This is a genomic window from Geomonas silvestris, from assembly GCF_014193515.1.
GTDB classification, from domain to species: Bacteria; Desulfobacterota; Desulfuromonadia; order Geobacterales; family Geobacteraceae; genus Geomonas; species Geomonas silvestris.
Genome location: NZ_BLXX01000009.1, coordinates 160,511 through 174,975, shown reverse-complemented (window position 1 = coordinate 174,975; position 14,465 = coordinate 160,511). Strand labels below are relative to the sequence as shown.

General features: G+C 65.0%; 14 protein-coding genes. 3 read left to right on the top strand and 11 right to left on the bottom strand.

All coding sequences use genetic code 11. From position 1 onward, the window contains the following. The first annotated feature begins 385 nt into the window (after positions 1–385). Entirely contained in the window at positions 386–577 is a 192-nt protein-coding gene (locus GMST_RS14750; RefSeq protein WP_183355452.1) for a hypothetical protein, read from the top strand. Positions 578–839: 262 nt separating this feature from the next. On the opposite strand, the gene GMST_RS14745 is transcribed toward GMST_RS14750, so the two are convergent. The 10 genes from GMST_RS14745 to GMST_RS14700 all read right to left on the bottom strand — a co-directional run bounded on the left by GMST_RS14745 (position 840) and on the right by GMST_RS14700 (position 11,055). After that, positions 840–1,616: a DODA-type extradiol aromatic ring-opening family dioxygenase gene (locus tag GMST_RS14745; RefSeq protein WP_183355451.1), complete on the bottom strand. Its 777-nt coding sequence runs from the start codon at positions 1,614–1,616 to the stop codon at positions 840–842. A 90-nt stretch (positions 1,617–1,706) separates the two neighbouring features. Next, complete coding sequence (locus tag GMST_RS14740; RefSeq protein WP_183355450.1) at positions 1,707–2,405, bottom strand: pirin family protein; 699 nt, start codon at positions 2,403–2,405, stop codon at positions 1,707–1,709. A 42-nt stretch (positions 2,406–2,447) separates the two neighbouring features. Beyond that, entirely contained in the window at positions 2,448–3,038 is a 591-nt protein-coding gene (locus GMST_RS14735) for a YceI family protein (protein WP_183355449.1), read from the bottom strand. Between the two features lie 97 nt (positions 3,039–3,135). Further along, positions 3,136–3,576, bottom strand: coding sequence for a MarR family winged helix-turn-helix transcriptional regulator (locus tag GMST_RS14730; protein ID WP_183355448.1), 441 nt, complete (start codon positions 3,574–3,576; stop codon positions 3,136–3,138). Positions 3,577–3,850: 274 nt separating this feature from the next. Continuing rightward, positions 3,851–4,258, bottom strand: a complete 408-nt coding sequence (locus tag GMST_RS14725) for a hypothetical protein (protein ID WP_183355447.1) — start codon at positions 4,256–4,258, stop codon at positions 3,851–3,853. Positions 4,259–4,587: 329 nt separating this feature from the next. Continuing rightward, positions 4,588–4,992, bottom strand: a complete 405-nt coding sequence (locus tag GMST_RS14720; protein WP_183355446.1) for a response regulator transcription factor — start codon at positions 4,990–4,992, stop codon at positions 4,588–4,590. A 1-nt stretch (position 4,993) separates the two neighbouring features. After that, positions 4,994–6,244 carry a response regulator gene (locus GMST_RS14715; protein WP_183355445.1) on the bottom strand — a complete coding sequence of 417 codons (1,251 nt, stop codon included), beginning with the start codon at positions 6,242–6,244 and terminating at the stop codon, positions 4,994–4,996. 7 nt (positions 6,245–6,251) lie between these two features. Beyond that, positions 6,252–6,821 carry a chemotaxis protein CheB gene (locus tag GMST_RS14710; protein ID WP_183355444.1) on the bottom strand — a complete coding sequence of 190 codons (570 nt, stop codon included), beginning with the start codon at positions 6,819–6,821 and terminating at the stop codon, positions 6,252–6,254. Beyond that, complete coding sequence (locus GMST_RS14705; protein ID WP_183355443.1) at positions 6,814–7,647, bottom strand: CheR family methyltransferase; 834 nt, start codon at positions 7,645–7,647, stop codon at positions 6,814–6,816. The genes GMST_RS14710 and GMST_RS14705 overlap by 8 nt, the downstream gene beginning before the upstream one ends. Positions 7,648–7,653: 6 nt before the next feature. Further along, positions 7,654–11,055, bottom strand: a complete 3,402-nt coding sequence (locus GMST_RS14700) for a response regulator (RefSeq protein WP_246399670.1) — start codon at positions 11,053–11,055, stop codon at positions 7,654–7,656. 706 nt (positions 11,056–11,761) lie between these two features. Between GMST_RS14700 and GMST_RS14695 the strand changes: the two genes are divergently transcribed. Next, complete coding sequence (locus GMST_RS14695; RefSeq protein WP_183355442.1) at positions 11,762–12,844, top strand: ADP-ribosylglycohydrolase family protein; 1,083 nt, start codon at positions 11,762–11,764, stop codon at positions 12,842–12,844. Between the two features lie 12 nt (positions 12,845–12,856). Further along, positions 12,857–14,125, top strand: coding sequence for a bifunctional alpha/beta hydrolase/OsmC family protein (locus tag GMST_RS14690; protein ID WP_183355441.1), 1,269 nt, complete (start codon positions 12,857–12,859; stop codon positions 14,123–14,125). Between the two features lie 15 nt (positions 14,126–14,140). Here the strand turns inward: GMST_RS14690 and GMST_RS14685 are convergent, their stop codons facing one another. Further along, positions 14,141–14,398, bottom strand: a complete 258-nt coding sequence (locus GMST_RS14685) for a hypothetical protein (protein ID WP_246399660.1) — start codon at positions 14,396–14,398, stop codon at positions 14,141–14,143. Positions 14,399–14,465: the final 67 nt, after the last annotated feature.

The following is a 14,465-nucleotide window of genomic DNA, read 5'->3' as shown; positions in this document are numbered from 1 at the left end:
TCCGAGCAGATGTCCTGCAAGGACAGCAATCAACTACGATGTGAAGAACAGAGAGCAGCTCTCACGAAGGGCTGCCAGAGGAGGGAAGCTATGGGGAACTTTGTGTCAGTGATGCTCATTTCGATCGCCGTACTGTCAGCCGTTGTCATCACCAGTCAGGTAGCAGTATTCATCAAGTCCGATCACAACAAGTAGGACAGGCACGTGTAACCAGGAGGGGCCGGAGCAATTCGGTCCTTTCTCTTTTTTGCAGGAGAGCCCCGGCCTACCTTTTTTCGCCCGAAGTGCACGATTGATAATTAAAGCTGCTCGCACAGACGCCGATACGGTTATCAAGAAAAACGGTTGTACCCTGGTCCCAAAGACCGGAGTACCGGAGCTTGCCATGATCTACCACAACGAATTGGCCCGCCAGCTTCAGATCTTCTGTCCGCCTGGCGATCCCGCCGACAACCACGCCATCGTCACCGCCTTGGAGCGCGGCGATAACGGCGGGGCCATCCTCTTCATGCCGGAAGTCTTCCGCTGGCCGGCCACCTACCACTGGCTCAAGGAACGGCTGGACCTGATGCTGTAGCTCTTTCCAGCTCGAGACCGCCCCCCCCCCGCCGCTCCCCCCGGGGAGTGCCGCTACCCGACTGCACNCGCCATCGTCACCGCCTTGGAGCGCGGCGATAACGGCGGGGCCATCCTCTTCATGCCGGAAGTCTTCCGCTGGCCGGCCACCTACCACTGGCTCAAGGAACGGCTGGACCTGATGCTGTAGCTCTTTCCAGCTCGAGACCGCCCCCCCCCCGCCGCTCCCCCCGGGGAGTGCCGCTACCCGACTGCACTTCCCGTCAATCCCACCTGAAGGCCGCCATCGAGAGGGCACCGTAGGTGTAGGCGTCGTGGATCTGGCGCCCTTTACCTCCCGTCCCCAGCGCCACGAATAACGGCAGCAGGTGCTCCGGAGTCGGGTGGTTCCTGACGGCCTCGGGCGCCCGCTCCCGGTACGCCAGAAGATCCCCCACACGCCCCGCTTCGATCCCCTCTTTGAGCCACTGAGCGAAGTCCCGCGCATAGGAAAGCGGCGCTGCATCGAGACTGCGGCCGAAGAAATCCGCCAGGTTGTGGGTGGTAGACCCGCTGGCCAGGACCAGGATCCCCTCGTCCCGCAGCGCTGCAAGCGCCCTTCCGAGCTCGAGATGGTGCTCGGGACCCAGATGGGGCTGCACCGAGAGCTCGACCAGCGGCACCTGCGCCTGCGGGTACATCAGCATAAGCGGAGACCAGGCTCCGTGATCGTAGCCGCGCACCGGGTCCGGCTCTCCGCCAAGGCCGTGCTCCCCGAGCAGCGAGAGCACCCGCTCACCCAACTGCGGGTTGCCCGGCGCCCGGTATTCCAGGTGGTGCAGTTCCTCGGCGAAGCCGCCGAAGTCGTGGATGGTGGGGGGATGGGGATGCGTGGTGACCCGGGGCTCCCTCGTGGTCCAATGTGCCGAAACGCAGACGATGCCGGCAGGCGTTCCCAGCTTCTCCCCGAGCCGCTCCAGGAAGCTGCGGGTGGGGCAGGGTTCGATGACCATGCTGGGTGCACCGTGCGACACGAAAAGTGCCGGAAATTTCTGGTTCATAACGTCCTCCTGCAACAAGCGGAGGAGGAGCTCGACGCCCCTCCTCCCACCTCTCCCTACCGGCAGTTTTCCTGCCCGCCGGGACCCCTTTCAAGCCAGATCGAAAAGCAGCACCTCGCCTTTTTGCCTGCCGGTCAGCAGCACAAGCTCCTCGCCGCTTAAGGCGGCACCGTCGCTTCCCCGCAACAGATGACCGTTCACCAGCACTTCGCCGCTTACCACCTGGACCCAGGCATGCCGCCCTTTCTGCAACGGGTGGCCCAACTCGCTACCCGGCTCGAGGAGCGTCGTGAAGAGGTGCGCGTCCTGGTGGATGCTGACCGAGCCGTCCCGTCCGTCCGGCGAGGCGATCAGGCGCAACACCCCTTCTTTCTCCGCCGCGCTGAAGGCCTTCTGCTCATAGCCCGGGGTAATCCCCGGCGTGGCCGGCAGGATCCAGATCTGCAGGAAGTGCACCCCGCTTTTTCTGGACGGGTTGAACTCGCTGTGGGTGATCCCGGTGCCGGCGCTCATGCGCTGAATCTCGCCGGGCCGGATCACCGAGCCGTTCCCCATGCTGTCGCGATGGGCCAGCTCCCCTTCCAGGACGTAGGAGAGGATCTCCATGTCCCGGTGCGGGTGGCTGGGGAATCCTACCCCAGGCTGCACCCGGTCCTCGTTGATCACCCTGAGCGACCGGAAGCCCATCTGCTCCGGATCGTAGTAATCCGCGAAGGAAAAGGTGTGGTAGGTGTCGAGCCAGCCGTGATCGGCATGGCCGCGCTCTGCTGCTCTTCTGATGCGTACCATGGTCGTGCCTCCTCGTGCAGGCCTCCCGCGTGGTGACCTGCCTTACTTCCTGATCATCTCGATCTCGAGGGTGATGGCTACCTCGTCACCCACTGCCACTCCGCCGGTTTCCAGCGCCGCGTTGTAGACCAGGCCGAAGTCCTTCCGGCTGATCTTGGTGCTGGCGGTAGCCCCCTTGCGGATGTTGCCCCAGGGATCCTTGCTCTCCTTGCTGGGCCCCTCGACGTCCAGCACCACCTGCTTGGTCACCCCGTGCAGGGTGAGGTCGCCGGTCACCTTCAGCCTGTCCTTGCCGGCCTTGGCCACCTTCTTCGAGACGAAGGTCATGGTGGGGTACTTGGCGGCGTCGAAGAAGTCGGGTCCGCGCAGGTGGGCGTCGCGCTTGGCGATGTTGGTGTTCACCGAGTTGGTGTCGATGTTCACTTCAACCTTCGACTTGGTGATGTCCTTGTCGTTGATCTCAACGGTCCCGCCGGCCTTCTCGAAGCTCCCCTTGACGTTGGATACCATCATGTGACGGACCTTGAACCCGATGTTCGAGTGTTCCGGGTCGATGCTCCAGGTGGAGGCGAAGGCGAAGCTGGGGAGGGACAGGGTGACGACGGTGGCTACTGCTGCGATGGTGCGTTTCATGGTGTTTCTCCTTTTGATGGTGCCGACGCTGCGTCAGCTTTGGTTAGATGTTAATCGATTCAATATTAAACTACTTGGCCAAATTTTTTTAGCCGGCTCAGGCTGCGCCTTTCAACCCGAGTTTCTTGCAGAGGCGGCCGAGAGTTTCCTGCTCCTCTGCCGTGAGGGTGGCGAGGTCGGCGACGATGGCGGCCTCCACGTCGGCAAAGACCTTGGCGATCAGCCCGGTCCCCGCCTCGGTGAGGTGCACGGTCAGGAAGCGACGGTCTTCGCTGTCCCGCTCGCGCCGCACCAAGCCGTTTTTCTCCAGGTTGTCGATGACCAGGGTGATGTTGCCGGTGCTCTTCAGGATCTTGGCGGCGATGTCGCGCTGGCAGAGCGGTCCCTTGTGGTAGAGCGCTTCCAGCACGCCGAACTGGCTTATGGTGAGACCCGCCGCGGTCATCACCTTGCTGGTGCGGTTGGTTGCCGACTCGGCCGCGCGCATCAGCTTTGTGTAGGTACCAAGTGCCAGGCTTTTCAGGTTCGTGTCGCTCATGGCTGCCCCTTTAAGTTAACATCATATCGTTTGATATTAAACTAATCACCTTTGAGGTTCTTGTCAAGGGTATTTTTTCGGTAGGTCGATCGAGTCTGCGGGTGAGCACGAGAAGGCAGCGAGCATGCGGCTTTGCGCTGCGCCTTGCGACGCGGGGAAGCGGCGAAACGGGGGAACTGTTCGGTTGCCAGGTGGTAACAGCGGGAGGCCAGCAGGGGGGCGAGGCTGCCGAAGTGTCGCTCAAGCTTCGGCAGCCTCCGCGTGGGGTAAAGGATCAGCCGCAGCTGCAGGAGCAGGAATCGCACTCGCTGCCGGCTTTCGCCGGGAACATCCGATCAGCGGCGTAATCGGTGATGTCGATGCCGAAGTGGACGTAGAGGTCTTCGGACCCCGCCAGCGGGACCCAGTACCCGTCGATCACCTTGTCGAGGAAATCGTAGTAGCCAACCTCGCGCACCCCTTTCTTTTCGCGCAGGGCGACGTTCGCGCGGCAGCCGGCATGGTGCTTTTTCTCCCCCAGCTCGACGCACTTGGTCCCCACCGGGTACCCCTGCTGCAGGGCGACGGTGTTCGCCTCCACGATGGTGCGGTCCTTGTAGACCAAGGTAACGGCACTGGGGAAGTTGTCCCAAAAGAGGTGAAAGTTGCGGCGGATCTCTTCACTTACTTCGATGACGCTCATGCTCGGTAGACTCCTTGTGGTGGAAAAAATCGGCGCGCCCCGGTGCCGGTTCGCCAGCAACCGGGCTCCGGCCGGCAGGCAGGGGTTATAGGGACACCGGAGACCGCGCACCCGCATCTCCGGCGCGCTGCGTTGCGCAGCGGCTGGGTTTTAATGATACGCGAAACTGTGGCAGGAGAGATGTAAAAATAGGGTAAAAGCTTGGGCGGGGGAAGAGCGGGCGGGGAAACTGGCGGCGGAGCACGCCATCCGGCCAGCGGAGCGCAACATGCTGCGGGCGGGGACCGGTGCGGTGCCGCCAGCCGCAGCGAAAGACCCAAGCGGGTGCTTCAGCTGTCGGGGTGCCGCAACTCCTTCAGGCACTTCTCGCTCGCGGTAAAGAGCTCGCGCAGGTCGACCGGTTTCACCAGGAAACCGCTGATGCCGAGCTGGCTCGAGTTCTCCACGTGGTAGCGGTCGCTGTAGCCGGTCATCACGATGAACCTGGTCTCCTCGCGCACCGCGCGGATCTCCTCGATCATGCGCAGCCCGTCCATGACCGGCATGTTGATGTCGGTGATGACCAGGACCGGCCTGAACTCCTTGCAGAGCTCGAGCCCGACCTGACCGTTTTCGGCGACGCGGACGGTGATGTCGGGGAAGCGCCGTGCCACTACCGAACTGATGGTGCTGCGGGTCTCCGGATCGTCCTCAACCACGAGGAGGCAAACGGCTCTCTTCTCGGCACCTTCCATATCAGACCTCGATCCTGAATTCCGCGCCTTCGGGGACGTTGTGCACCGAAAGACGCCCCCCCATGTTTTTCTCGATGATCACCTTGGACATGAAAAGCCCCAAACCGGTCCCCTTCCCCAGATCCTTGGTCGTGAAGTAGGCATCGAACACCCGGTCCATAATCTCGTCGGCGATCCCTCCGGCGTTGTCGGTCACCGTGAGCAACGAGCGCTCCCCCTCCCGCCACAGGCGCACCACGATGCGGGCACCCTCGGTGTGCCGCTCCGCCAGCGCGTCTTTCGCGTTCATCAGGATGTTGAGCAGCACCTGGCGGTATTCGTTGGGGTAACCGAAGATGGTAACCTCGTCGCAGGACTCGGCGCTCACCACGACCCCCTTGGCGCGGAAGCTCTCCCCGATCAGGGAGAGGGTCTTCTCCACCACCTCCTTGCCGCTGAACCGGCACTTCTCCTTGTCGGGGGCGGTGAAGTTCTGGAAGTCGTCGATGGTCTGCGACATGTGCCGCAGGATCTCCATGACCTTGTTGATGTTTCTGTGCAGCTGCTCCGGGGTGAGCTCCTCCAGGTCGTAGCTCAGTCCGAGCTCCTGGATCTTGAGCCCCAGCACGTTGAGCGGCTGGCGCCACTGGTGGGCGATGTTGTTGAGCATCTCCCCCATGGCGGCCATACGCCCCTGGTGCAGCATGATCTGGTCCTTGTGGCGCAGCTCCTCGACGGCCAAAAGACGCTGCGCGGTCTCCTCCTCGAGCTCCTGGTAGGTGTCCTGCAGCTTGCGGTTTTGCTGGGCCAGCTCTTCGTGCTTGAGCTTGAGCTCCTCGTGCTTGCGCTCAAGCTCCAGGCTGACCCGTTCGAGCTCCCGGCGCTGGCGGTACAGCTCGCAGAAGACCCGCACCTTGCTGCGCAGGATCTCCGGCTCGATCGGTTTCATGAGGTAGTCGACCGCCCCCGCTTCGTACCCCTTGAAGAGGTGGCGCTCCTCGCGCAGTCCGGCGGTGACGAAGATGATGGGGAAGTGGCGGGTCTTGGGGTTGCGGCGCAGCAGTTCCGCCGTTTCGAATCCGTCCATCTCCGGCATCTGGACGTCCAAAAGCACCAGGGCGAAGTCGTGGTGCAGGGCCTGGCGCAGCGCCTCGTTGCCGGAGTGGGCCTGCACCAGGTCCAGTTCCAGGTCGCGCAAAAGCTCCTGGAGCGAGACCAGGTTCTCGGGGCGGTCGTCGACGATCAGTACGGGTATGTTCTGGAAGCTGGGCATGACGGTCTCACTGTTCCGAAAGGGTGATGAAGAGCTGGGGCATCTGGGCCAGGGTGAGCCGGTAGTCCGGCGTCACCAGTTTCAGGGCGTTTAGGGGCATCCCCGGGGCGATGGCGTCCGCCGGGTCCTGCACCACCGCGGTGCCGCCGCGCTCTTTGATGCAGCGCAAGCCGCGGCTACCGTCGGATCCCACCCCGGAGAGCACCACCCCGATCAGCGCATCCCCCAGCGCTTCGGCCGCCGATTCGAAGAGGACGTCGATCGAGGGGCGGGAGAAGTTGACCGGCGGGTCCAGGGAAAGCGCCAGGCTCCCCTCGGGTTCCAGGAGCAGATGGTAGTTGGCCGGCGCGAGGTACACCGTCCCGCCGGTCGGGACCTCCTGGTCGTCGGCCTCCTTGACCCGGATAGCGCAGGTCTCGTCCAGCAGCAGAGCCAGCTCTCCCCCCGAAAGCGGGCTTACGTGCTGCACCGCCAGTACCGGCAGCGGGAAATCGGCCGGGAGCGCGCCGAGGAGCGCCCTCAATACGGCCATGCCGCCGGTCGATACCCCCATCGTTATGGCGCGATACCTACCCATAGCGTTTCCGATAGACCCGGCTGCGCGGGGCCAGCTCCTGGTACCGGGGGGCCAGCTCGCTGCCTGCCAGCGTCTCCTTGGTCCCCAGGCAGAGAAAGCCTCCGGGAGTGAGGCTCGAGTCGAAGAGTTCCAGGACCCGGCGCCTAAGGGACTGCTTGAAGTAGATGAGCACGTTGCGGCAGAGGACGAACTGCATCTCGCCGAAGCAGCCGTCGACCGCCAGGTTGTGCTGGGCGAACACGATCCCTTCCTTTAGTGCAGCGCTCAAAAGGGCGTGGTCGTAGCCCGCCGTGTAGTAGTCCGAGAAGGCGCCCCGGCCGCCCCCCTTCTGGTAGTTCTGGGTGTAAAGCCGCATCCCCGAGAGCGGGAAGATGCCGTCCTGGGCCGTCTTCAGCACCTTCTGGTTGATGTCGGTAGCGTAGATCCGGTAGCGACCCTTGAGCCCCTCTTCGTCCAACAGGATGGCCATCGAGTAGGCCTCCTCGCCGCTCGCGCAGCCGGCATGCCAGATCTTCACGAACGGGTAGGTGGCGAGATGCGGCACCACCTGCTCGCGCAACAGCTTGAACACCTGGGGGTCCCGGAACATCTCCGAGACGTTCACCGTGACGCCGTCCAAGAGCCCCTCGAAGAGCGCGGGGTCCCGCAAAAGTGCCCGGCGCGCCGTCTCGAAGGAGCCGAACCCGGAAGCGGCGAGCCACAAAAGCAGCCGGCGCCTCAGCGATGCCTCGGCGTAGTCCCGGAAGTCGTAGCCGTAGACCCGGGCCAGGTCGGCCAAAAGGCGCCCCAGCTCGGCCGCCTGCTGCAGGTTGAGCGTCCCCGGCATGCCGCGTCACCCCTGGTGGTAGAGCCAGACCCTGAGCAGGGACAAAAGCCGGTCCAGGTCCACGGGCTTGGTGATGTAGTCGCTGGCACCCGCCTTCAGGCAGGCCTCCCGGTCCCCCTTCATCGCCTTGGCGGTCAGCGCGATGACCGGCAGCCGGCTGAAACGGGGGTCCTGCCGGATCAGCCGGGTCGCCTGGTAGCCGTCTATTTCGGGCATCATGATGTCCATGAGCACGATGTCGACGTCCGGCTCCTCGGCGAGCCGCTCCAGCGCATCCCGGCCGTTCTCCGCCTCGACCACCAGCATCCCCTTCTCGCCCAGGGCGCTCGCCAGGGAGAAGACGTTGCGCATGTCGTCGTCCACCACGAGCACCTTTTTCCCCGCCAGGAGGGTCTCGTTGTCCAGGGTGGTCCGGATCATGCGCTGCTTCTCGGGGGGGAGCCGGCTCTCCATCACGTGCAGGAACAGGGTGACCTCGTTCAGGAGCCGCTCCGGGCTCTTGGCCCCCTTGATGATGACGCTCTCGGCGTAGCGCTGCAGCCGGGCGGTCTCCTCGGGGCTGAGCTCCTGGCCGGTGTGGATGATGACCGGTACCCGGCGCCCCTCCCCCTGGTTGTGCAGGTGTTCGAGCACCTGGTAGCCGGACATGTCGGCGAGCCCCAGATCGAGCACCACGCAGTCGAAGCTCTCGCGCCCGAGGAGCTCGATCGCCTCGCGGCCGCTCTCCGCCCGGGTGATGGCGATGTCGCGCCCTTCCAAAAGGGCCGTGAGCGCCTTGGCCTCGGCCGGGTCGTCCTCCACGATGAGCAGTCTGCCCAGGGTCCGCTCGACGGCATCCTCGAGGGCGGCCAGGGTGCGGTCCAGCTGTTCCAGGGTGAGCGGCTTGGTGCCGAAACCGATCGCCCCCATGGCGAGCCCCTTTTGCTTTTCCTCCAGGCAGGTGAGAAAGTGCACCGGGATGTGCCGGGTACGCAGGTTGTCGGTGAGCCTCTGCATCACCCCCCAGCCGTCCAACCCCGGAAGCAGCACGTCGAGCAGGATGGCGCTCGGCAGGTAGCGCTCGGCGAGCGCCACGCCGCTTGGGCCGTCGGCCGCCACGATGGCCGCGAAGCCGCGCTCGTGCACCTTCTCGAGCAAAAGCTGGGCGAAGCCGAGGTCGTCCTCGACGATCAGGATGCAGCGGTCTCCCGGAGCCACCCGGTCCCGGTCGTCCCCCAAAGGCGGCGCCGCGAGGGCCGCATCTGCCGCCGGACCGGCAGGAGCCGGCGCTGCGGCGGGTGGGTGGAAGGCACCGGCCGACTCGGCGTCCAGCGGCAGGTAGAAGGTGAAGGTGCTCCCCTTATCCGGCTCGCTCTCCAAGAGGATCTCGCCGTGCATGCCGCGCGCCAGCTGCCGCGAGATGGAGAGCCCGAGCCCGGTCCCGCCGAACTTGCGGCTGGTGGAGCCGTCCGCCTGGCGGAAGGCCTGGAAGACCGCCTCGTGCTTTTCGGGGGGGATGCTGATCCCGGTGTCCTTTACCTCGAAGGCGACCGCGGGGACCGGCAGCGGGTTGCGGCCGCGCTCCGGGAGGTACACCCTGAGCGTCACCCCTCCCTGGAGGGTGAACTTGATGGCGTTGGAGAGGAGGTTTTTCAATACCTGCTGGGTGCGCTGCTCGTCCAGGACGACCCGCTCCGGAAGCTGCGGCTCGAGCCGGGTCGCGAAGGAGAGCCCCTTCAGGTCGGCCTGCGGCTTGAGGGCAGCCGCGACCTGCTCGCACAGTTCGGCGAGGTTGCTGTCGCGGAACACGAACTCCAGGCGCCCCGCCTCGACCTTGGAGAGGTCGAGGATGTCGTTTATAAGGTGCAAGAGGTCGTTGCCGGCCCCCTTGATGGTGGCCGCGTACTCCACCTGCTTGGCGGTGAGGTTCCCTTCCCGGTTTTCCTGGAGCTGCCCCGAGAGGATCAGGAGGCTGTTGAGCGGGGTGCGCAGCTCGTGGGACATGTTGGCGAGGAACTCGGATTTGTAGTTGCTCGCCTGTTCCAGGTCCCTGGCCTTCTGGGCCAGATCCTGGCTCGCCTGCTCGATCTCCCGGTTCTTGGCCTGGATCTGGGCGCGCTGCTGCTCGAGCAGCTGGGCCCGCTCCTCGAGTTCCTCGTTACTTTGCTGCAGCTCCTCCTGCTGCACCCGCAACTCCTCTTCCTGGGTCTGGCTCTGCAGCAAAAGTTCGTTCACCTGCTGGCGGGCCTGGCTCACGTTCAGGGCCACGGCGACGATCTCCGCCGCCCCGGTGAGGAAATCGAGTTCCAGGTCGCTAAAGTTTCGAAAGCTCGCCAGTTCCAGGACCCCGACCAGGCGCTGGTCCTGGGTGAGCGGCAAGGCGACCAGGGAGCGCGGCACCGCCTCCCCCAGCGCCGAGCCGATCATCAGGTAGCCCGGCGGCAGTTCGTCGAGTACCAGCATACGGCTCTCCCGTGCGGCTTCGCCGGCCACCCCCTCGCCCAGGTCGATGCTGTCGTGGAGCGCCCGCCCCTGGGTATAGGCGTAGTTGGCGGCGATCTTCAGGAGGTTGCTGCGGTCGTCGTAGAGGTAGAGTGCGGCGGCACCGGCCTTGAGGTAGCTCGCGATGAAGGTGAGGCCATCCCCCGAGAGGGCGGAGGGGGGCTTGTCCCCGGTCAGGAGCTGGTTCAGCTCGTTGAGCCCCCCCTTGACCCAGTTCTGGGCCTGTTCCCGGTCCCGGACCGCCCGCAACTGCTCGTTTTGCACCTCGAGGTCCTGCTCGGTCCGGCTGCGCTGGGTGATCTCCCGGGTGAGCATGACGAAGATCACCACCAGGATGGCGAAACTCACCGCCGTCCCCGCCTCGAAGATGGCGAGGGTCCGGGAGAGCCTCGCCGACTTCGCCTGGGAGCGCTCCTCGAGAAGCTGCTTCTCGGTCCGGCGGAAGTCGTCCACTTCGGCGCGGATCTGGTCCATGATGATCCTGCCGGAATGGGTCACGATGAGCTGCACGCCGGCCTGGAGTCCCTTGAGGCGGCGCGCCTCGATCACCTGGTCCAGGATCTCCAGGCGCTTGCGTATCAGGGTCTCGATGCGGTCCAGCCGGTCCTGCTGGCGCGGGTTGTCCTTGGTGAGGTTTCTGAGCGAGTGCTCTTTGGTGGTGATGTAACTCAAGGAGGCGTGGTAGGGCTCGAGGTATTCGTCCATCCCGGTGATGATGAAACCGCGCTGCCCGGTCTCGGCGTCCTTTACCGCCGAAAAGAGCAGATCCACCTCGGAGAGCACCTGGTAGGTGTGGTTCTCCAACTGGTCGGCCTCGCGCACCCCCTCCATGCTGCTGTGGACCTGCCAACCGATCACCAGGAAGATGACGAGCGCAACGGCAAAAGCGAGGGCAAGAACCGACTTGCGGGAAAGGGTCTGAAACATGGGCACCCCGTTGCTGATCGAACCAAACACTCGTTAATAAACCATCTCTCTGCTTACTATGGCAGTTGCGGCTGAGTCCTGAAGGAAAAGGACAGCACGTTCACTCTGCTATTACTGCATTCGGAAAACAAAGACAAGGCAGAACAGCAAAATCAGGGAGACAATCTCGGGTCGTAAGTTTTCCACTTACTCATAAACTGATTTTAGATGACGGGCTCTGCCGGTCCTCTCCAGGCACAGCAACGATTTTACCTGACTACCGTAAAGATTCCAACGGGGTGGCCGAGTTGTGTGGGGGAGGGGCAGCTTCCCCGTGGCAGCCGCGCCAGCGGTGCGGCAGGCGGCTCACCGGCGGCATCGGCGCGGGGGCTTGCCCTACCCACCTGCACGCCCGCGAGATCCACAGCATTGATCGTCGTTGCGGCACCCTTCTCTCAACGTTTCGGTGCAGCAGCATACCTTGAGCTGCCGATCGAGCTTGCGCCTCATCACCTGCCGAGCCGCAAGCTCAGAACACAAACAAAAGGCTCGTCACTAGTGCTCAGCCACCTCTCATTCAGCTGCGGATGGTATAATCGGCAGAGGGCCCGTTCGCTGTGCCGGTTGCCGATCCGAATCAATCACCAGTTTCGGATCAGAATGAGACACCGCGAGAGGCATTGACAGTGCTCGGCGAGACAGAATCACCAGACTCGGGAGGTATGAGATGCAGCAGACATCATTGAAAGACCGCGCCGCGGGAGCCCTGATGGGCGCCTTCATCGGCGACGCACTGGGGCTGGGGCCCCACTGGTACTACGACCTAGGCGAGCTGCGCCGGGATTACGGCGAGTGGATCGACGGCTACACCGAACCCCGGCCGGGGCGCTACCACGCCGGGCTCAAAGCGGGCCAGCTCTCCCAGGCGGGGTATATCCTGGGGCTCACGGTTCAGTCGCTCGCGGAGCGCGGCGGCTACGACGAGGCCGACTTCTGCTACCGGATGGACCAGGAGCTCCTGCCGCTTCTGGACGGCACCCCCATCAGCGGGCCGGGGGGCTACACCAGCCAGTCGATCCGCGAGCTGTACCGGCGCCGGGTCGAGCAGAACCTCCCCTGGGGGGAGACCGGCGGGCATGCCGACACCACCGAGGCGATCGAGCGCACCCTCGCCCTCGCGGTGCGCTACGCCCGGGACCCGGCGAGGCTCGCGCAGAGCGTCGCGGCGAACACCGCGCTCACCCAGAACGACGCCACCGTCGTCTCGATGACCGTGGCCTACGGGGCGGTGCTGGGGATGTTGGTTGAGGGGCACCGCCTCGACGCGCAGCTCTCCATGAAGCTCATGAAGCTCGTCAAGGAGGGTGCCCTCCCCTTCCACGCGGTGACCAGCGACAACCTGGGGCCGCCCCGGCCGGGGGCCCCGGACCCGCCGCGGGTGGGGAAGTTCGCCTCGCCCGACGCGCTGCTTACCCCGAGCTACATGGCGCAGGCCGCGGCCGACCCGGAAATCCGCATCGAGCCCGCCTGGAAGGTCTCCCTCGTCTACGGCATGCCCTGCGCCATTTACCACCAGCTCCCGGCGGCCTACTACCTGGCGGCCCGCTTTCACGACGATTTCGAGTCGGCGGTCTTGCACGCGGTGAACGGCGGCGGGCAGAACCAGGCTCGCGCCATCCTGACCGGAGCCCTGGTCGGGGCCCAGACGGGGCTTTCCGGAATCCCGGAGCGCTTCTTGAGCGGGCTCGAGCGCGGCAAGGATCTGGTTGGGCTCGCCACGCGCCTGGCGGACCAGGCCGCAGGGGAATAACGAGGGGATGCCATGAGAACACAGAGGATCAGCTTCGTGAACCGGCAGGGGGAGCGGCTGGCCGCCCGGCTGGAGCTTCCCGAGGACGAGCGGCCGCTCGCCTACGCCATCTTCGCCCACTGCTTCACCTGCACGAAAGACCTGACCGCGGTGGTGCAGATCAGCCGGGCGCTCTCCAGCCGGCGCATCGCCGTGCTCCGCTTCGATTTCAGCGGCCTGGGGGAGAGCGAGGGGGAATTTTCCGCCACCACCTTCTCGTCTGAGGTGACCGATGTCCTAGCCGCGGCGCGCTATCTGGAGGAGAGCTACCAGGCGCCGCAGCTCTTGATCGGGCACTCGCTGGGGGGCGCGGCGGTTTTGGCGGCAGCGGCGGAAATCCCGTCGGTGCGCGGCGTGGTGAGCATCGCGGCCCCGTTCCGGCCGGCCCACCTGCGCGGGCTTCTGGGCGCATCGGCGGCGCGCATCGAGAAGGAGGGAGAGGCGACGGTGGAGATTGCCGGGCGCAGCTTCACCATCAGGAAGGAGCTTCTGGAAGATTTGGAGGCCCAGCAGCCCGAGGTGACCTTGCAACGGCTCAATGCGGCGCTTTTGGTGCTGCACTCGCCGAAGGACGAGATCGTGCCGATCTCCAATGCCGCGGAGATCTACCGGGCAGCACAGCACCCCAAGAGCTTCGTCTCGCTGGACCCGGCCGACCACCTGATGAGCGAGCACCGCGATTCGCGCTATGCGGGGGAGCTCATCGCCGCCTGGGCCGGGCGCTACCTCAGCCAAAGCGAGCCAGAGCTGCTGACCGCGGAGCCGGCGCCGCGGCTCGACAACCGGGTCACCGCCCACACCTTCGCCGGGGCCTTTCGCACCGAGATCTTCGCCAACGGCTACCCCTTGGTGGCGGACGAGCCGCTCAGCTACGGCGGGGGAAACGAGGGGCCGTCCCCGTACGAGTACCTCCTGGCGGCCCTGGGTGCCTGCACCGGGATGACCGTGCAGATGTACGCGAAGCGCAAGGGTTGGCCCCTCGAGGAGGCGGTGGTCAGGCTGTCGCACCGCAAGGTGCACGCCGACGATTGCCGGGACTGTCCGGAACCCGGTGCGAAAATCGACCTGATCGAGCGGGAGCTGGAACTGATAGGAGAGTTGGACGAGGACCAGCGCCAACGCCTGGTGGAGATCGCCGAGCACTGCCCGGTGCATAGGACCATCACCGGCGAGGTGCGGGTGACCACCCGGCTCAAGGAGGAGACCGGAGCGTCGGGCGGGGAAGGAGCCCAAGAGAAGTAGCAGGGAAGCGCTCCCCTACCCTCCTTCCACGAGCTGCCACTCGGCGTACCCCTCCTTGCGCTCCCGCACCAGGCGCCCGGTCAGCACCGCGCGCTTTCTTAGCGGGTGCGTCTTCACCGCGACGTAGGCACGCACCACGGCAGCCACGGTGGCCTCCTGGAAGGTAAGCGAGCTGCCGTCGGCCAGGGTCACCGTCAGGCGCAGGTGCTGGTGCCCCTCCGGGATCTCCGCCACCACCTGGTGCACGTCTTCGTTGCGTAGAACTCTTTCCACCGGTCCTTTTTCCTGCATCGTTTCCCCCCTCCTCAAGGCTGCGGCCTTCTCGCGCTACCTTTTATAC

Coding starts and splice junctions, on each gene's coding strand:
- GMST_RS14750 (WP_183355452.1), top strand. CDS start 386: ATGATCTACCACAACGAATTGGCCCGCCAGCTTCAGATCTTCTGTCCG.
- GMST_RS14745 (WP_183355451.1), bottom strand. CDS start 1,616: ATGAACCAGAAATTTCCGGCACTTTTCGTGTCGCACGGTGCACCCAGC.
- GMST_RS14740 (WP_183355450.1), bottom strand. CDS start 2,405: ATGGTACGCATCAGAAGAGCAGCAGAGCGCGGCCATGCCGATCACGGC.
- GMST_RS14735 (WP_183355449.1), bottom strand. CDS start 3,038: ATGAAACGCACCATCGCAGCAGTAGCCACCGTCGTCACCCTGTCCCTC.
- GMST_RS14730 (WP_183355448.1), bottom strand. CDS start 3,576: ATGAGCGACACGAACCTGAAAAGCCTGGCACTTGGTACCTACACAAAG.
- GMST_RS14725 (WP_183355447.1), bottom strand. CDS start 4,258: ATGAGCGTCATCGAAGTAAGTGAAGAGATCCGCCGCAACTTTCACCTC.
- GMST_RS14720 (WP_183355446.1), bottom strand. CDS start 4,992: ATGGAAGGTGCCGAGAAGAGAGCCGTTTGCCTCCTCGTGGTTGAGGAC.
- GMST_RS14715 (WP_183355445.1), bottom strand. CDS start 6,244: ATGCCCAGCTTCCAGAACATACCCGTACTGATCGTCGACGACCGCCCC.
- GMST_RS14710 (WP_183355444.1), bottom strand. CDS start 6,821: ATGGGTAGGTATCGCGCCATAACGATGGGGGTATCGACCGGCGGCATG.
- GMST_RS14705 (WP_183355443.1), bottom strand. CDS start 7,647: ATGCCGGGGACGCTCAACCTGCAGCAGGCGGCCGAGCTGGGGCGCCTT.
- GMST_RS14700 (WP_246399670.1), bottom strand. CDS start 11,055: ATGTTTCAGACCCTTTCCCGCAAGTCGGTTCTTGCCCTCGCTTTTGCC.
- GMST_RS14695 (WP_183355442.1), top strand. CDS start 11,762: ATGCAGCAGACATCATTGAAAGACCGCGCCGCGGGAGCCCTGATGGGC.
- GMST_RS14690 (WP_183355441.1), top strand. CDS start 12,857: ATGAGAACACAGAGGATCAGCTTCGTGAACCGGCAGGGGGAGCGGCTG.